Source organism: Streptomyces sp. NPDC126497 (assembly GCF_040302425.1).
Lineage (GTDB): Bacteria > Actinomycetota > Actinomycetes > Streptomycetales > Streptomycetaceae > Streptomyces.
The window spans coordinates 1-16,149 of sequence record NZ_JBEORT010000054.1; the positions used below are offsets into that span (position 1 = coordinate 1).

The 16,149-nt window shown below is 72.9% G+C and carries 13 protein-coding genes and 1 pseudogene; 6 read left to right on the plus strand and 8 right to left on the minus strand.

Annotated elements, in window-relative coordinates; genetic code table 11:
- Positions 1-84 precede the first annotated feature (84 nt).
- Positions 85-1,911: a DUF8508 domain-containing protein gene (locus ABTY20_RS21800; RefSeq protein ID WP_351998675.1), complete on the minus strand. Its 1,827-nt coding sequence runs from the start codon at positions 1,909-1,911 to the stop codon at positions 85-87.
- 186 nt (positions 1,912-2,097) lie between these two features.
- Between ABTY20_RS21800 and ABTY20_RS21805 the strand changes: the two genes are divergently transcribed.
- The 4 genes and pseudogenes from ABTY20_RS21805 (at position 2,098) to ABTY20_RS21820 (ending at position 6,165) form a co-directional block, all read left to right on the plus strand.
- Positions 2,098-3,534 (plus strand): hypothetical protein, encoded by a 1,437-nt coding sequence (locus ABTY20_RS21805; protein WP_351998676.1) that lies wholly within the window; start codon positions 2,098-2,100, stop codon positions 3,532-3,534.
- 248 nt (positions 3,535-3,782) lie between these two features.
- Positions 3,783-5,234, plus strand: coding sequence for an alkaline phosphatase PhoX (locus tag ABTY20_RS21810; RefSeq protein WP_351998677.1), 1,452 nt, complete (start codon positions 3,783-3,785; stop codon positions 5,232-5,234).
- A gap of 12 nt (positions 5,235-5,246) precedes the next feature.
- Positions 5,247-5,531: pseudogene (locus ABTY20_RS21815) on the plus strand (TROVE domain-containing protein); the annotation flags it as partial.
- A 79-nt stretch (positions 5,532-5,610) separates the two neighbouring features.
- Positions 5,611-6,165 carry a TetR/AcrR family transcriptional regulator gene (locus tag ABTY20_RS21820; protein WP_351998678.1) on the plus strand — a complete coding sequence of 185 codons (555 nt, stop codon included), beginning with the start codon at positions 5,611-5,613 and terminating at the stop codon, positions 6,163-6,165.
- Between the two features lie 53 nt (positions 6,166-6,218).
- On the opposite strand, the gene ABTY20_RS21825 is transcribed toward ABTY20_RS21820, so the two are convergent.
- From ABTY20_RS21825 to ABTY20_RS21855, 7 genes are all read right to left on the minus strand, one after another.
- Positions 6,219-7,418 (minus strand): TerD family protein, encoded by a 1,200-nt coding sequence (locus tag ABTY20_RS21825; RefSeq protein WP_351998711.1) that lies wholly within the window; start codon positions 7,416-7,418, stop codon positions 6,219-6,221.
- 151 nt (positions 7,419-7,569) lie between these two features.
- Complete coding sequence (locus ABTY20_RS21830) at positions 7,570-8,559, minus strand: zinc-dependent alcohol dehydrogenase family protein (RefSeq protein WP_351998679.1); 990 nt, start codon at positions 8,557-8,559, stop codon at positions 7,570-7,572.
- The gene (locus ABTY20_RS21835; protein ID WP_351998680.1) at positions 8,556-9,407 is read right to left on the minus strand and encodes a carbohydrate ABC transporter permease; all 852 of its coding nucleotides are present in this window, start codon (positions 9,405-9,407) and stop codon (positions 8,556-8,558) included. Before ABTY20_RS21835 ends, ABTY20_RS21830 begins: the two co-directional genes overlap by 4 nt.
- On the minus strand, positions 9,404-10,345 hold the full coding sequence (locus tag ABTY20_RS21840; RefSeq protein ID WP_351998681.1) for a carbohydrate ABC transporter permease: 942 nt from the start codon (positions 10,343-10,345) through the stop codon (positions 9,404-9,406). The genes ABTY20_RS21835 and ABTY20_RS21840 overlap by 4 nt, the downstream gene beginning before the upstream one ends.
- Positions 10,342-11,715, minus strand: coding sequence for an ABC transporter substrate-binding protein (locus ABTY20_RS21845; RefSeq protein WP_351998682.1), 1,374 nt, complete (start codon positions 11,713-11,715; stop codon positions 10,342-10,344). The genes ABTY20_RS21840 and ABTY20_RS21845 overlap by 4 nt, the downstream gene beginning before the upstream one ends.
- Positions 11,716-11,835: 120 nt before the next feature.
- A complete protein-coding gene (locus ABTY20_RS21850; RefSeq protein WP_351998683.1) occupies positions 11,836-12,606 on the minus strand; it encodes a DeoR/GlpR family DNA-binding transcription regulator in 771 nt (256 codons plus the stop codon).
- Between the two features lie 277 nt (positions 12,607-12,883).
- Entirely contained in the window at positions 12,884-13,693 is an 810-nt protein-coding gene (locus tag ABTY20_RS21855; RefSeq protein ID WP_351998684.1) for an NAD-dependent epimerase/dehydratase family protein, read from the minus strand.
- A gap of 224 nt (positions 13,694-13,917) precedes the next feature.
- Between ABTY20_RS21855 and ABTY20_RS21860 the strand changes: the two genes are divergently transcribed.
- A complete protein-coding gene (locus ABTY20_RS21860; protein WP_351998685.1) occupies positions 13,918-14,877 on the plus strand; it encodes a 5-dehydro-4-deoxyglucarate dehydratase in 960 nt (319 codons plus the stop codon).
- Positions 14,874-16,037 carry a hypothetical protein gene (locus tag ABTY20_RS21865; protein ID WP_351998686.1) on the plus strand — a complete coding sequence of 388 codons (1,164 nt, stop codon included), beginning with the start codon at positions 14,874-14,876 and terminating at the stop codon, positions 16,035-16,037. The genes ABTY20_RS21860 and ABTY20_RS21865 overlap by 4 nt, the downstream gene beginning before the upstream one ends.
- The last annotated feature ends 112 nt before the right edge of the window (positions 16,038-16,149 follow it).

The following is a 16,149-nucleotide window of genomic DNA, read 5'->3' on the forward strand; positions in this document are numbered from 1 at the left end:
GGGCGCCCGGGCCGCGTCGCGGTGCGGGGGCGGGGCGGGTGACCGCCCCGCCCCCTCACCGCCTCGGGCGGCCTCGCCGCGGTGCTACGGCCGGAAGCGCAGCACCTGCGGGTCGTGGTCGCTGATCTGGTCGTGGAACTCCGCGTTGATGTGCACGCTGTCGTAGTCGAACCGGCCGTGGCGGCGGATGGACGGGCTGATCAGGATGTGGTCCAGGGCCTGGCTGTTGCCCTGGTAGACGTAGGAGTAGCGCTCGGACCGGGGAAGGGACTTGATCGCCGACCAGAGGGTGCCCCCGCCCTCGAGGATCTCGGCGGTCCTGGAGAACTCGAAGTCGTTCAGGTCGCCCAGGGCCACCACGTCGGCGTTCTTCTCGGTCTTGAGGATCCTCGCCGCGAAGTCGTGGACCGCCTCGGCCTGGAGGTGGCGCTGGGTCTCCGAGCCGCGGGACGGTGGCTGGTAGTGGGAGGTCAGGCCCTGGTCACCGCCCTTCGAGGCGAAGTGGTTGGCGATGACGATGACCGTACGGCCCCGGAAGGTGAACTCGCCGGCGAGCGGCTTGCGGCTGTTGGCGAAGGCCTCGGAGGCCGGGTCGATCCGGCCGGGGGAGAGCGTCAGGGCCGCCTTGCCGCGGATCTTCGTGACGCCGGTGGCGGTGGTGGCGTCGCCGCCCGGCCGGTCGGTGAACGAGACCCGGGCCGGGTTGAACAGGAAGGCCTGGCGGATGTTGCCGCCCGGTTCGCCGCCGTCCTGCTTGTCGGCGGGGTCGACGGCGCGCCAGTCGTAGCGGGGGCCGCCCGCCGCCTCGATGGCGTCGATCAGCTTGGCCATCGTCAGGTCGGCGGCGACCGTGCCGTCGTCGGTGGCGCCGTTGTTGTCCTGGATCTCCTCCAGGGACACGATGTCGGGGGACCTGAGGTGGTTCACGATCGCGGCGGCGTGCGCGGCGAAGGTGTCGTCGGAGGGGTCGAGGTTCTCGACGTTGTAGGTGGCGACGGCCAGCTCGGCGGAGCGCTGTCCGCGGGTCGCCTCGCGCCGGAGGTCCGCGGACTCCAGGGTGCCCAGCTCGTTGGCCACCAGGGTGTAGCCGCCGAACTGGTTGTAGTCCAGCGGGCCCTCGGTGGTGCCGGCGAGGGTGTCGCCGACGTTCGCGTCGGGGAAGTCGGACGCCTTGCCCAGCGACTGGATCTGCAGGCGGCCGGTGTTCTGGGCGTCGTAGGAGCCGTAGACCGTGCCGCCCCGCCGGCTGGGGTGCTCGTGCGGTTCCACCGTCACCCACAGCTCGGTGTACGGGTCGGTGGCGCCCACCACCCGGGTGTCGCGGACCCGGACGTTCATGCCCTCCAGGGACTCGTACAGGTCCAGGGCGTACTTCGCGGGGCGCAGGGGCAGCGCATTGATCGAGCCGTTCGCCGCCGGGTCGCCCGCGGGGGCGTACGCGGCGGGGACGGAACGCGCGTCGAGGGTGGTGGCGGCCGGGAGCGGATTGCCGCTCGAGGTGACCGTGAAGGCGGGGCGGGTTATCTGCGTCAGGGACTGGTTGCCCGAGGAGGTGCCTCCCGGGACGTACTCCGAGACGGTGCCGGAGACCGTGACGGCGTCGCCCACCGCGACGCCCTTGGGGGTGGAGCTCGTGAAGACGAAGACGCCCTCGCTGGTGGCCGGATCGGCGTCCGGGGCGGGGTCCTGGATCCAGAAGCCGCGGGACGAGCCGTAGGCGCGGACGCCGGTGACGATGCCCGTCACGTCGGTGACCTGCCGGCCGGCCAGCGGCGAGGTGCGGGTGTCGCCCTGGACGTCGTGGATGCGCACCGTGTCGGCGTGCGCGGGCGCGGTGAGGACGACGGTGGACGCCGCGGAACATGCGGCGGCGACGGTGAGCGCGGCGAGACGCGCGGACTTTCTCGGCAACGGATTCCCTCCGGGGACGTGTGACCCACCCTCTTCTACGCGCGTCAATCTCCTGTCAGGCCCGGTCCCTTGTCAAGGTTTCGGCCATGTACGGCCGCTGAAGGGGAGATGAAGCGGGCGGCATGGGTGGAAATCCGTCTAGGCTGAGCGGCCGAGTGGTCAACGGCCCTAGGAGAGAAACAGCCGATGTCAGACAGCTCCATCCTGCCGCCTGCGCGGCTGCGTCCCGAAGCGGAGCTGGCGCGCGACGCCCTGTCCACCCCCCTGCTCTCCCGGGCCGCCCGGCTCGCCCGCTGGGCGGGGCCGGACACCAGGGTCGACGCCGGTGCCGGGCTCGTCGACGAGCAGCTTCCGGCGGCCGCCGCGGAGTTGGGCCTGACCGGGGAGGACGCCGCGGCCGACGCCAGTGAGGCCTGGCGCGTCGCCGTGGACGCCGGGCTCGTCGAGGTGGTGGACGAGGCGCAGGGGACCGTCGCCGCGGGGGACGGTCTGGCGCTGCTCACCGGCGGTTCGCCGCAGGACGTGCTCGGGGTGTGGCTCGCGGCCCTGGAGACGGTGCTCGGCGACGCGAGCGTGCCCGACCTGGACGGGCTGGTCGACGCCATCGCCGGGGGCGAGGGGTCCGGGGAGATCGACCTCGACGCGCTGGACTGGGATCCGGAGGCCGAGGCGGAGTTCCTGGACGGGGTGCTCGGCAACCTCTACCTGCTGACCGTGGGCGGGGAGGACGCCGACGGGGCGATGGTGCCGCTGCCCGCGCTGGCCGCGTCGGTGATCGTGCCCGGTGACATGACCGAGCCCACCAACGACGTCCTGGAGCAGGTGTCCGACGCCATGATGCGGCTGGACGACCAGTTCCGGATGCTGGAGCCGGTCGGACTCGTGGAGTACCGGCCGGTGGACGAGGCGCTGATGGCCGACACCGACGAGGAACCCGCCGCACCGGTCGACGAGACCGACGTCTCCCGGTACGGCATGGTGCGGCTGACCCCGCTCGGGCTGTACGGACTGCGCGCCCGGCTGCTGGAGGCCGGGTTCGGGGCGCCGGCCGTGGGCGACCTCGTGGACAAGGGCGCGGACGCGCTGCTCGACGGCACGGCCGTCTTCCCGCCGGCCGCCGCCCACGCGGAGACCGAGCAGTGGCTGGGCCGGCGCGATCCGCTGGAGGCCGCACGCGAGCTGCTGGCGGCGGCGCGCGGGGCCGACGAGGGCGCGCCGCTGCGGCGGCTGCGGTGCCAGCAGGCACTGTCGCTGGTCGGCGCGGCGGCGGAGCCCGCGCTGCGGGAGGTGCTGGACGATCCCGAACTCGGCGGGCTGGCCCGGGTGTGGCTGGCCGAGCACGGCGCGACCGACGTGCCGCCGCCGTCCGAGGCCCTGATCTTCTGGCTGACCATCGACACGGTCGCCGCCCAGCTCGCCGCCGAGGGCAACTCCGAGGAACTGCGCTCCCTGGTGGAGGGACTCGCACGGCAGCACAGCGGATTCTTCGACACGGCCTGGCGGGTGGAGCACCCGGCCACCGCGGACGTCCTGGAGGCCATGGGGCGGCTGCACCCCGACAAGAAGGTCGCCAAGGAAGCGCGGAAGGCGGCGTTCAAGGCGCGTTCGCAGCACGGGAGCTGAGCGCCGTCCCTCTCGTGCGCGCGTGACCCGCGGCGGGGGACGAGGGAACCCGAGCGCGTCGGTGGCCGCGCGGGACGCCTGACGCGGGGCGGGCCCCGCGCCCGGTGCCGTGCGGGGTCCGGGCGGCTCACGGAAGAGAGAACCACCGTGACCCCCGGTGTTCAACCGGCGTTCAGGCATGGGCGGGAGCGTGGCGGGTGCACGGCGTTCGCCACCCTCCACGGTCCAGCCACGTCACAGGAGACAGCATGTCGCTCACCCGCAGGGACTTCACCAGGACGTCCGCGATCGCCGGTGTCGCGCTGGCGGGCAGTGTGACCGCCCTCGCCTCCGCGCCCCACGCCCTCGCGGCCACCGACACCGAGAGCGCGGACGAAGGGGCCGGGGAAGCGGCCGGGCGGCACGGCGGGGTCGGGTACGGGCCGCTCGTCGCGGACCCGGCCGGACTCCTCGCCCTGCCCGCCGGGTTCACCTACCGCGTGCTCACCCACGCCGGCAGGACCCGGCTGGAGTCGGGGGAGTTCACGCCCGCCGACCACGACGGCACCGCCGCCTTCCCCGGACCTCGCGGCAGCACCCTCCTGGTCAACAACCACGAGATGGACGGCCCGCGCGACGAGGTCGAGTTCCCGGTCCCGCTCACCGAGGGCCTGGTCTACGACCCGGCCGCGCCCGGTGGCTGCACGGTCGTCGAGGTGCGCCGCGACGGCAGCGTCGCCGAATGGGTCGGCATCGCCGGCACCGCCAACAACTGCGCGGGCGGCAGCACGCCCTGGGGCACCTGGCTCACCTGCGAGGAGAACTCCGACCGGGCCGGCCAGAACGGCATGACCAAGGACCACGGCTACGTCTTCGAGGTCGACCCCGCCGACCGGCGAGCCAACCGCGACCCCAGGCCGCTGAAGTTCTTCGGGCGGTACGACCACGAGGCCGTCGTCATCGACTCCAGGCGCGGCCACGCCTACCTCACCGAGGACGCCGACGAGCCCAACGGCCTGTTCTACCGCTGGACCCCGCCGGAGGGCTTCCGCCACGGCCCCGGCAGGTTCCGCACCCTCGCCGACGACGCCGGCGTCCTCCAGGCGCCCAGGTGCTACGACTCCGGCGGCCGGTACGTCGACGACCTCTCCCGCGCCACGAGGACCGGCACGGTGTACGGCGTCGACTGGGTGGACGTGCCCGACCGCGACGCGCGGACCGTCGACGTGCGCGAGCAGTTCGGGGCCGGCGAGGTCACCCGCGCCCGCAAGCTGGAGGGCATGTGGTGGGGGGACGGCGGGGCGTACATCGTCTCCTCGTACGCCCGCGAGGGGAGCCCCGTGCGGCACGACGGCCAGGTCTGGTTCTACGACCCCCGGCGCCGCACGCTGACCCTGAAGGTCCTGCTCGGCGCCGACCGGGACCCGGCGGGGGACGGCGCCTTCGACGGCCCCGACAACATCACCGTCTCCCCGTACGGCGGCCTGATCATCGCCGAGGACGGCGAGGGCGCCCAGCACCTGTTCGGCGCCACCGACAGCGGACGCACCTACCCCATCGCCCGCAACGAACTGAACATCGGCACCGAGGACGAGCCGGAGTTCAGCGAATTCACCGGCGTGACCTTCTCGCCCGACGGCAGGACCCTCTACGCCAACATCCAGGAACCCGGCATCATGCTCGCCATCACCGGGCCCTGGAAGCGGCAGAAGCGCCGCTGATTACGCGGTCGCGGCAGTTCCCCCACCACCAGGGCGGTGCGCCGCCACTGCGCGCGGCACGACCGCGTGCTGATCGTCACCGACGAGCAGTACGCCCACAGCCACCACGGCGACCTGACCGAGCAGGTCCCGGCCGAGGTACCGGTCCACACCTGGAACCTCGCCGGACACCGCGCGGGCCACGGCCCGTCGGGCACCGCGAACCGGCACACCTTCGGCGGTCCCTCCGACGCGGCCTTCCGGATGGTTCCGCTGCTGGAGGCCGGCCGGGACGCCGACTGGCCGTGGGCCGCGTGAGGGGCTGTCCGGAACCGGGGCTCTCCCCGCCTCCCGCTCGATAGGGTGGGGGAGGGTTCCCGGGGGTGAGGAGTGGCTGATGGCGCAGGTCAGGTCCATGCGCGCGGACGCCCGCCGCAATCGCGGGCTGCTGATCGAGGCCGCGGTGGAGGCGTTCGCCGCGCACGGCGAGGGTGCCTCGCTCGACGACATCGCCAAGCGGGCGGGCGTCGGCTCCGGCACGCTCTACCGGCACTTCCCGACGCGCCAGGCGCTGCTGGAGGCCGCCTACGTCGACCGCATCGAGTCGATCGCGGAGCGGGCCGGCGAACTGGCCGGGCGGCTGCCGCCGGGCGAGGCGCTGGTGGAGTGGCTGAACGAACTGGGCGCCGGGATGCTCCGGATCCGGGGGCTGCGGGTCCTGCTGGGCGCCGCCGTCGGGGACGGCGGCACGGAGTGCTGCGATCCGCTGAAGGGCGCGGTGGACCGGCTGGCCGGGGCGGCGCGGGAGGCGGGTGCGCTGCGGCGCGACGTCGAGGCCGTCGACCTGCTGCGGCTGGCCCACGGCGTCGCGACGGCGTCGGAGCTGGCGGGCGGGGAGGGCACGCAGATCCGCCGCTACCTCGGGCTGTTGATGGAGGGGCTGCGGGCGTAGCCGTCGTCCGGGCGCCCCCGGCGGCGGGGGCGCCCGGCGATCCGCCCGAGCGGCTACAGCGCCTGGGCGGCCGGCTTCACCATCCCCCGTACCGTGCGGGACTTCACGAAGTCGCCCATCGCGGTCATCTCCCACTCGCCGGAGTACTGGCGGATCAGCTTCGCCATCATCACGCCCGTCTGCGGTTCGGCGCTCGTGAGGTCGAAGCGGACCAGTTCCTCGCCCGTGGCGCCGTCCAGCAGACGGCAGTACGCCTTGGCCACCTCGGTGAACTTCTGGCCGGAGAAGGAGTTGACGGTGAAGACCAGACCGGTGACCTCCTGGGGCAGGCGTCCGAGGTCGACGGTGATCACCTCGTCGTCCCCGCCGCCCTCGCCGGTGAGGTTGTCGCCGGAGTGGCGGATCGCGCCGTTCACGATCTGCAGCTTGCCGAAGTAGCAGCTGTCGATGTGGTTGCGCTGCGGGCCGTAGGCGATGACCGAGGCGTCCAGGTCGATGTCCTTGCCGCGGTAGGCCGGCTCCCAGCCGAGACCCATCTTGACCTGGGAGAGCAGCGGCCGGCCGCCCTTGATCAGGGAGACGGTCTGGTTCTTCTGGAGGCTGACCCGGCCCTTGTCGAGGTTGATCTTCCCGGTGCCGGGGGCGGCGGCGGGCGGGGCCGGGGGCGCGGCGGGAGCGGCGGCGGGCACGGGGGGCGCCTGCGGGGCGGACACCGGCGGGGCGGGCGGCGCAGTGACCGGCTGGGCGGCGGGGGCGGTGGGCTCCTCGACCGTGACGCCGAAGTCGGTGGCGATGCCGGCCAGGCCGTTGGCGTAGCCCTGGCCGACGGCGCGGGCCTTCCAAGCGCCGTTGCGCCGGTAGATCTCGACGACCACCAACGCCGTCTCGGAGCCGAGGCCCGGCGGGGTGAAGGTGGCCAGGACCGCGTCGTCGTCCGCGTTGCGGAGGGTGGCGGTGGGCTCGATGCCCTGGAAGGTCTGGCCGGCGGCGTCGGGGCTCGCGGTGACGACGATCTTCTCGATGCCGGGCGGTACGGCCGCGGTGTCGACCGTGACGGCGTCGGGGGCGGTGCCGCCGCCGGAGCGGTAGGTCACGCCGGGGCCGGCGGGCTGGTTGTAGAAGATGAAGTCGTCGTCGGAGCGCACCTTGCCGTCGGCGGTGAGCAGCAGGCCCGAAACGTCGAGCCGCACGGGCGCGGAGACGTCCACCGTCACGCGGGCGACGGGGAGGGGGATGTTCGAGCCGGGGGTCATTGCGGTCATGCCGGGTGAACGAGCGAGGGCGTTTTGCCGTTCCCTTACCTCGGCCCGATCGGACCGGTGGGCCTCACTCGCCCCGCCGCCCCTTCCCCGGGGGCAGCGCCCCCGGGTTCGGGAGGGGAAGGGGCGGCGGGGGCGAGAACCCCTACGGCACCACCACGATCTTCCTGCCGATGCCGGACGCGAACTGCTCCAGCGCCTGCGGGTACTGATCGAGGGGCAGGCGGTCGCTGATGAAGACGTCCGGGTCCAGGACGCCCCCGGCGAACAGCTCCGCCGCCCGCTCGTAACTGTGCAGCACGGCCATCGACCCCGTGATCGTGATCTCCTGGTTGTAGATCCGGTACGGATCGATCTGCACCCGCGTCGCGTAGTCCGCGACCCCGAACTGCAGGAACGTCCCCGCCTTCGCCACCCGCCCCAGCCCGTCCTGGATCGCCGCCGCGTTCCCCGTCGCGTCGATGACGAGGTCCCACCCCTGGGGCCGGTCCAGCTCGTCCGGCGTGGCCGCCGACGCGGAGACGCCCAGCCCCCGTGCCGTCTCCAGCCGTGCCGGGTTCGGGTCCACCACGTCCACGCTCGCCGCACCGGTCCGCTTCGCCAGCTCCAGCATCATCAGGCCCATGGTCCCCGACCCGTAGATCAGGACGTGGGCGCCGAGCCGCGACCGGAGCACGTCGTAGCCGCGCACCGCGCAGGACAGCGGCTCGATCAGCGCCGCGTCCTGGGTCCGCACGTGCTCCGGCAGCTTCACGCAGTTCGCCACCGGGGCCACCGCGTACTGGGCCGCGCCGCCCGCCGTGGTGACGCCGATCGCCGCCCAGCGTTCGCAGAGGTTGTTGTGGCCGGTACGGCACTGGCGGCACTCGTGGCAGTACAGGGAGGGGTCCACCGCGACGCGGTCGCCGGGCGACACCTCCGTGACCTGGGCGCCGACGCCGACCACCTCGCCGGCGAACTCGTGCCCCGGCACGATCGGCAGCTTCGGGGCGAACTCGCCCTGGAGGATGTGCAGGTCCGTGCCGCACAGCCCGCACGCGGCGACCTCGACGACGACGTCGCGCGGCCCTGGCGTCGGGTCCGGGACCTCGGCGACGACGGCCCTGCCCACGGACTCGATGACGGCGGCCTTCATTTCACGGCTCCCAACGACAGGCCCTGGACGAGTTTGTCCTGGGCGGCGAACCCCGCGGCGAGCACCGGCAGGGAGATGACGAGCGACGCGGCGCACACCTTGGCCAGGAAAAGGCCCTGGCTGGTGATGAAGCCGGTCAGGAAGACGGGGGCGGTCTCGGCGACCACGCCCGTCAGGACCCGGGCGAAGAGCAGTTCGTTCCAGCTGAAGATGAAGCAGATGAGGGAGGTGGCGGCGATGCCGGGGAGGGCGATCGGGGCGACCACCCGGGCCAGGATCGTGGGCAGTTTCGCGCCGTCCACCCGGGCCGCCTCGATGATCGCGACCGGGACCTCGGCCAGGAAGGACTGCATCATCCACACCGCGATCGGCAGGTTCATGGAGGTGTAGAGGACGACCAGCAGCCAGATGTTGTCGAGCATCCCGGTGTTCCTGGCGAACAGGTAGATCGGCAGCAGGCCGGCCACCACGGGCAGCATCTTGGTGGAGAGGAAGAAGAACAGGACGTCCGTCCACTTCCGCACCGGGCGGATGGAGAGGGCGTACGCGGCGGGCAGCGCCAGGACCAGGACGAACAGGGTCGACACGATCGACGCCACCGCCGAGTTGACCAGCGCCGGCCAGGGGCCGGCGCCGCCGCCCGCCCCGAAGAACTCGCGGTAGCCGTCGAGGGTGAGGGCGGCGGTGAAGGACGGCGGGTTGGTGGCCGCGTCCGTCTCGGAGTGGAAGGACGTCAGCGCCATCCAGGCGATGGGCAGGAAGAACACGATGCCGGCCAGCCAGGCGACCAGGCCGAGACCCGCTCCGCCGCGGGACCGGCCGCGGGTGCGTACGGCGATGCTGCTCATGCGCGGGACACCTCCTCGCGGAACAGGGACGACACCACGCGCAGGGCGAAGGTCGCGATGATGAGGGAGCCGATGACGACCAGGACGCCGGCGGCCGAGGCGAGGCCGTTCTCGTGGGCCTGGTAGAAGGTCTGGTAGACGGTGTAGGGGAGGTTGGCGGTGCCCAGGCCGCCGGAGGTGATGGTGAAGACCGCGTCGAAGTTCTGCACGATGTAGATCGAGCCGAGCAGGGCGCCCAGTTCGAGGTAGCGACGCAGGTGGGGCAGGGTGAGGTGGACGAAGATCTGCCAGTCGCCCGCCCCGTCGACGCGGGCGGCCTCGATCTGCTGCTGGTCCCGGCTCTGCAGTCCGGCGAGCAGGATCAGCATCATGAACGGGGTCCACTGCCACACCAGTGCGGCCTCGACGGCGAGCAGCGGGGTGCCCGAGATCCAGTCGGGCTGGGGGCCGCCGACGTAGTGCAGCAGGCCGTTGAGGAGGCCGTACTCGGGGTTGTAGAGGACGTGCTTCCACAGCAGGGCCGCCGCCACCGGGACCACCAGGAACGGGGCGATGAGCAGGGTGCGCACGATGCCCCGGCCGCGGAACCTCCGGTCCAGCAGGAGGGCGAGGAGCAGTCCGAGGACCAGGCTGGCCAGGACGACCGCCACGGTCAGCAGGATCGTCGTCCAGACGGACTTGCGCAGGGCGGCGTCGGTGAGCACCTCCCGGTAGTTCTCGAAGCCGGCGAAGTGGCGGGCGTCGGGGTAGAGGGAGTTCCAGTCGAAGAAGGAGATCACCAGGGTCGCCACGAAGGGCAGCTGGGTCACCGCGATCATGAAGATCAGGGCGGGCAGCAGCGGGGCGCGGGTGGCCCAGGCGCGGAGCCGGGGGGAGGGCCGGCGGGGCACGGAGCGTGTCTCGGGTGCGGCCACGGGGGCCGTGGTCGTGGCGGTCATCGTCCCTCGTACTCCTCGGCGATCTCTTCTGCGAGCTGCTGGGACTTCCTCAGGGCCGACTCGACGGACTGGCGTCCGGCGATGGCCGCGCTGATCTCCTGGGAGACCTTGGTGCCGAGATCGGTGAACTCGGGGATGCCGACGAACTGGATGCCGGGCGCCGGGCGGGGCTGGACGCCGGGGTCGTCGGGCCGGGCCCGGGCGATGGCCTTCTTGGTCATCTCCTGGAAGGCGGCGGCCTCCGCGCGGTAGTCGGGGTTGTCGTAGGTGGAGGCGCGCTTGCCGGCCGGGATGTTGGACCAGCCGATCTCGTCGCCGACGAGCTGTTCGTACTCCTTGCTGGAGGCCCAGGAGACGAACTTCCAGGCGTTGTCGGGGTTGCGGGAGGCGTGCTGGATGCCCCAGGCCCAGGTGTAGAGCCAGCCGGAGGACTCGGTCTTCTCGACGGGGGCGGGGGCGTAGCCGACCTTGCCCTTGACGGGGGAGCCGGCGGCCTCCAGGGAGCCGGCCGCGGAGGTGGCGTCGTACCACATGGCGACCTTGCCCTGGGTCATGTTGTTGAGGCACTCGGCGAAGCCGGCCTGCGGGGCGCCGGACTCGCCGTGCTCGCGGACCAGGTCGACGTAGAACTTCGTCGCCTCGTGCCACTCGGGGGAGTCGAGCCCGGCGTTCCAGTCCTCGTCGAACCAGGTGCCGCCGAAGGTGTTGACCACGGTGGTCAGCGGGGCCATGACCTCGCCCCAGCCGGGCAGTCCGCGCAGGCAGATGCCCTTCATGCCCGGTTCGGCCCCGTCGAGTTCGGCGGCGAGGCCGGCGACCTGCCGCCAGGTGGGGTTCGCGGGCATCTCCAGGCCCTCCCGGTCGAAGACGTCCTTGCGGTACATCAGGAAGGACGACTCGCCGTAGAAGGGCTGGCCGTAGAGCTTGCCGTCGTCGCCGGTGAGGGACCGGCGCATCGGTTCGAGGACGTCCTGCTGGTCGTAGTCCGGGTCCTCGGCGACGTAGGAGTCCATCTCCTTCAGCCAGCCGTTGCGGGCGTAGATGGGGATCTCGTAGTTGGACAGGGTGGCCACGTCGTACTGGCCGGCCTGGTTGGCGAAGTCCTGGCTGATCTTGTCGCGGACGTCGTTCTCCGGCAGCACGGTGAAGTTGACCTTGATGCCGGTGTCCTTGGTGAAGTGGTCGGCGGTCAGTTTCTGCAGCTCGACCATCTGCGGGTTGTTGACCATCAGGACGCTGACGGAGTCACCGCCGGATCCGGCCCCGCCCGCTCCGACCCAGCAGCCGGAGAGCAGCGGGGCGAGCAGCGTCCCTGCGGTGACCGCGGCGAGTGCGGCTCGCGGCGGCCTCCGTCGGCTCTGGGTTCGCATGGATCACTCCTCGACAAGACACTCGTATGGGGAGATTGCGGGCGTCGCTCGGCACGGCGCGGCCCGAGGGGGAGGTGAAACGGCGTGGAGCGGTGTGCCGATGTGCCGGTACGGCCTTCTTCAGACCCGGATGACCTGCGGTCCGAGCAGGGAGTAGCGATGGGCCTCGGCGGCCGGGAGCAGGGTGCTCGTGACGATCGCCTCCAGCGCGCCGATCTCGGCGAACCGGCAGAAGCCGACCGCCCCGAACTTGGTGTGGACACCGGCGAACACCACCCGGCGGGCGGCCCGGACGGCCTGTGCCTTGACCTCGCCGACGGCGGGGTCGGGCGTGGTCAGGCCGTGTTCGCGGGAGATCCCGTTGGCGCCGATGAACGCCAGGTCGATGACGAAACCGGAGAGCATCTTCGTCGTCCAGTGGTCGACGGTGGCGAGGGTCCCGGAGCGGACCCGGCCGCCGAGCAGCAGGACGGACGCGGCGCCGGTCTCCGCGAGCGCGCCCGCGACCGGCAGGGAGGCGGTGACCACGGTGAGCGGCCGGCCGGCGGGCAGGGCCTCGGCGATGAGCTGCGGGGTGAAGCCCTCGTCGACGAAGACCGTCTCGGCGTCCCCGAGCAGTCCGGCCGCGGCGGCCGCGACCCTGCGCTTCTCGGGGACGTGGCTGGTGGAGCGGAAGGCGAGCGTCGTCTCGAAGCCGGCGCTCTCCACGGGGTAGGCGCCGCCGTGGGTGCGGCGCACCAGACCGTGGTCCTCCAGGGCGCGCAGATCCCGCCGCACGGTCTCCTTGGCCACGCCCAGTTCGGCGGCGAGCGCGCTGACGTCGACCGCGCCGGTGGTGCGCGCCACCCGTATGATCTCCCGCCGGCGCTCTTCGGCCGTCCTGTGGCCCATGGCCGGACACCCGCTTCCTGATCTCGCTGCCCGTTCGGGCCCGGTGGGGCCCGTGCAGGAAGTTCTACAACGGGCTTTCGCCGCTGACCAGGTCTGTTGCGGGCCCGTTCCTGCCCGGTTGTGCCCGTTCGGCGCGCGTCGTACCCGGCGCGGACCTGGGAGGGCGCGGGGGAACGGGTGGGAGCGGGCAGCGCGGATGCCCGTATGCGGCGGCGGGCGGGCCCGTTCGGTGCCCGCCCGCCGTGGGACGCGTCGGTTTTCCGCCGGACCCGTGTCGTCAGTACGGCCAGACGGGCGGGTCGGTGACGAAGTGTCCGCCCAGGCGGGCGTGTGCCGGGTCGTCCGGGTCCAGCTCGCCCTGCTCGGCGATCAGCTTCGCGGCGTACGGCTCGGAGTCGTCCTGCGGGTCGTAGCCGAGTGCCCGCGCGGAGGTGAGGTCCCACCACAGCCGGGTGTTGGCGGAGGAGCCGTGGACGACGGTGTGGCCGACGTTCTCGGCGGTCAGGGCGGCGTGGAAGAGGCGGGCGCCGTCGGCGGGGCTCATCCACACCGAGAGCATGCGCACGCTGGTCGGCTCGGGGAAGCAGGAGCCGATGCGCACGGAGACGGTCTCCAGGCCGTGCTTGTCCCAGTAGAGCTGGGCGAGGTCCTCGCCGAAGCACTTGGACAGGCCGTAGAAGGTGTCCGGGCGGCGCGGGGTGTCGACCGGGATGAGGGGGTCGTCGCCCCGGGGGCGCGGGGTGTAGCCGACGGCGTGGTTGGAGGAGGCGAAGACGACGCGGCCGACGCCCTCCTCGCGGGCGGCCTCGTACAGGTGGTACGTGCCCTCGATGTTGGCGCGGAGGATCTTCTCGAACGAGGACTCCAGGGAGATGCCCGCGAGGTGGATGATCGCGTCGACTCCGCGGACCGCCTCGCGTACCGCGTCCTTGTCGGCGAGGTCCGCGACGATCGCGTCCGGCGCGCCGTCGACGGGGCGCAGGTCGAGCAGGCGCAGGTCGTAGCCGTAGTCCGGGAGCAGGCCCCGCATCAGCGTGCCGAGGCCGCCGGCGGCGCCGGTGAGCAGAACGGTGCGGGGAGCGGGCATCCTCGGGTCTCCTTGCAGCGCCGGCCGTGTCACCCGTACAGATGGACGCACGGCATTCATATTCGTGGACACGCTAAGGAGGCGGGGCGCGGCGCGTCAAGTATTCCGCGACTTCCTGTGGAACGGAAGAATCCGCTGGTACGTGGCGGCGTGCGGCGCTTGACCGCGGTCCCCGGGGCGTCTTAGCGTGAGCATGTTCAGGGATATGGACGTGAATCAGGAATATGGACCAGGGAGAGCTTGTGACCTCAGCCCCTCTCGCCGCCCGACTCGGCATCCCCAGCGGGCCGCTGTTCTTCCCGGTCACCGCCTACGGACCCGACGGCGCCGTCGACCTCGACACCTACCGGCTCCATGTGCGGCGCGGGGTGGAGGCCGGCGCCGCCGCCGTGTTCGCCTGCTGCGGCACCGGTGAGTTCCACGCGCTGACGCCGGAGGAGTTCGAGCTGTGCGTGACGGCCGCGGTGGAGGCCGCCGACGGGCGCGTCCCGGTCGTCGCGGGCGTCGGCTACGGCACCGCGCTCGCGGTCCGCTACGCCCGGCTCGCCGGGCGCGCGGGGGCCGACGGGCTGCTCGCGATGCCGCCGTACCTGGTCAGGGCCGCGCAGGAGGGACTGCTGCGGCACTACCGGGAGCTGGCCGCCGCGACCTCCCTGCCGGTGATCGTCTACCAGCGCGACAACGCCGTCCTCACCCCCGAGGCCGTCGTGGAACTGGCCCGCACGGAGGGGATCATCGGCCTCAAGGACGGCCTCGGCGACCTCGACCTGATGCAGCGGACGGTCAGCGCCGTACGCGCCGGAGGATCCGGCGACTTCCTGTACTTCAACGGGCTGCCCACCGCCGAACTGACCCAGCCCGCCTACGGCGGCATCGGCATCACCCTCTACTCGTCCGCGGTGTTCTGCTTCGCCCCCGAGATCGCCCTCGCCTGCCACACCGCCTTCCGCACCGGCGACACGGCCACCGCGCACCGCCTGATCGACGGCTTCTACCGGCCGTTCGTCGAACTGCGCGCCCAGGGCCACGGCTACGCCGTCTCCCTGGTCAAGGCCGGCGTGCGCCTGCGCGGCCTGGACGTGGGGGAGGTGCGGCCACCACTGCACGAACCGGCCGGGGATCATGTCAAGCAGCTCGCTCAGCTGATCGAGCGGGGACACGCGCTGCTTGAGGAGGACAAGTGAAGGCGTCGGCGTTCGTCTACCCCTGGGACGTCAACGGGGACCCGGAGGCACCCGCGCGGATCGCCGCGCTCGGCACGGCGCAGGTGACACTCGCCTCCGCCTACCACTCCACCCGCGCGCTGACCCCGCGCCACCCGCGCCACCGCGTCGTCACCGCCGAACACGCGGCCGTGCTCTACCCGCCGGGGGCGCGCTGGGCGGACCGCACCCCGCGCCCGTACCCGGCCGGGGACTGGGCGCCCGGTGACGCCTTCGGCGAGGCGGCCGCAGCGCTCGCGGACGCGGGCCTGGAGGTGCACACCTGGGTGGTGCTGGCGCACAACTCCCGCCTCGGCGCGGAGCATCCGGACACCTCCGTGGTCAACGCCTACGGCGACCGCTACCCCTGGGCGCCGTGCGTCGCGCAGCCCGCCACGCGCGCGTACCTGACCGACCTGGCGGCGGAGGCGGCGGTCCGGCCCGGGGCGCGCGGCACCGAGCTGGAGTCCCTCGGCTGGTACGGGCTGGCCCACCTGCACGCCCACGACAAGACCGCCGGGGTCGGGCTCGGGGACGCCGGGCAGTACCTGATGTCCCTGTGCTTCTGCGCCTCCTGCCGCGAGGGCTACGGGGCCCGGGGGCTGGACGCCGACGAGCTCGCCGCCGCCGTGCGTGCCGCGCTGGAGCCGGTGTGGCGGGGGGCGCCCTCCGACGGGGGCTGGGCGGGCGTCGGGAAGCTCCTCGGCGAGGAGACGGCGGACGCCACCCGCGCCTGGCGCGACGAGACGGCCCGCACGCTCCAGGAGGCCGCGGTCACCGCCGTACGGCAGGCCGCTCCCGAGGGCTTCCAGGTCCTGCTGCACGCGGACCCCGTCTCCTACCACTGCGGCGCCAACGCCGGCGTCGACCCGGCCCACATCCTCTCCGTCGCCGACGGAGTGGTCGTGCCCTGCACCGGCGGCGCCGGCCTGCTGACCCCGTTCGCCCGGGAGGCCGGCGCGGACACCGTCCTCGCCGCCAACCTCACCATCGTCTCCGGCATGGGCGGCAGCCCCGCCACCCTCGCGGCGGACGCCGCGGAGGCCCGCCGCCTGGGGGCGACGGAGCTGCGCCTGTACCACGCGGGGCTGGCGTCGGACGGGGACCTGGAAGCGGTGCGGTCGGCACTGGCCGGGCTCTGAGGCGCCGGGGGCGTGACGGCGCGGGGGCTGGGCCCGGGGATGTGTTGCGCAGCCCGGCGTCTGCGGAGTGCCGCTGCGCCCACCCGTGCCGCCCCAGCGGCGCGACTGCCCG

What these genes read in the sequence shown, in the direction of transcription:
- ABTY20_RS21820 (WP_351998678.1), top strand. Translation starts at nt 5,611, where the DNA reads ATGGCGCAGGTCAGGTCCATGCGCGCGGACGCCCGCCGCAATCGCGGG.
- ABTY20_RS21810 (WP_351998677.1), top strand. Translation starts at nt 3,783, where the DNA reads ATGTCGCTCACCCGCAGGGACTTCACCAGGACGTCCGCGATCGCCGGT.
- ABTY20_RS21830 (WP_351998679.1), bottom strand. Translation starts at nt 8,559, where the DNA reads ATGAAGGCCGCCGTCATCGAGTCCGTGGGCAGGGCCGTCGTCGCCGAG.
- ABTY20_RS21850 (WP_351998683.1), bottom strand. Translation starts at nt 12,606, where the DNA reads ATGGGCCACAGGACGGCCGAAGAGCGCCGGCGGGAGATCATACGGGTG.
- ABTY20_RS21835 (WP_351998680.1), bottom strand. Translation starts at nt 9,407, where the DNA reads ATGAGCAGCATCGCCGTACGCACCCGCGGCCGGTCCCGCGGCGGAGCG.
- ABTY20_RS21860 (WP_351998685.1), top strand. Translation starts at nt 13,918, where the DNA reads ATGGACCAGGGAGAGCTTGTGACCTCAGCCCCTCTCGCCGCCCGACTC.
- ABTY20_RS21845 (WP_351998682.1), bottom strand. Translation starts at nt 11,715, where the DNA reads ATGCGAACCCAGAGCCGACGGAGGCCGCCGCGAGCCGCACTCGCCGCG.
- ABTY20_RS21840 (WP_351998681.1), bottom strand. Translation starts at nt 10,345, where the DNA reads ATGACCGCCACGACCACGGCCCCCGTGGCCGCACCCGAGACACGCTCC.
- ABTY20_RS21825 (WP_351998711.1), bottom strand. Translation starts at nt 7,418, where the DNA reads ATGACCCCCGGCTCGAACATCCCCCTCCCCGTCGCCCGCGTGACGGTG.
- ABTY20_RS21855 (WP_351998684.1), bottom strand. Translation starts at nt 13,693, where the DNA reads ATGCCCGCTCCCCGCACCGTTCTGCTCACCGGCGCCGCCGGCGGCCTC.
- ABTY20_RS21805 (WP_351998676.1), top strand. Translation starts at nt 2,098, where the DNA reads ATGTCAGACAGCTCCATCCTGCCGCCTGCGCGGCTGCGTCCCGAAGCG.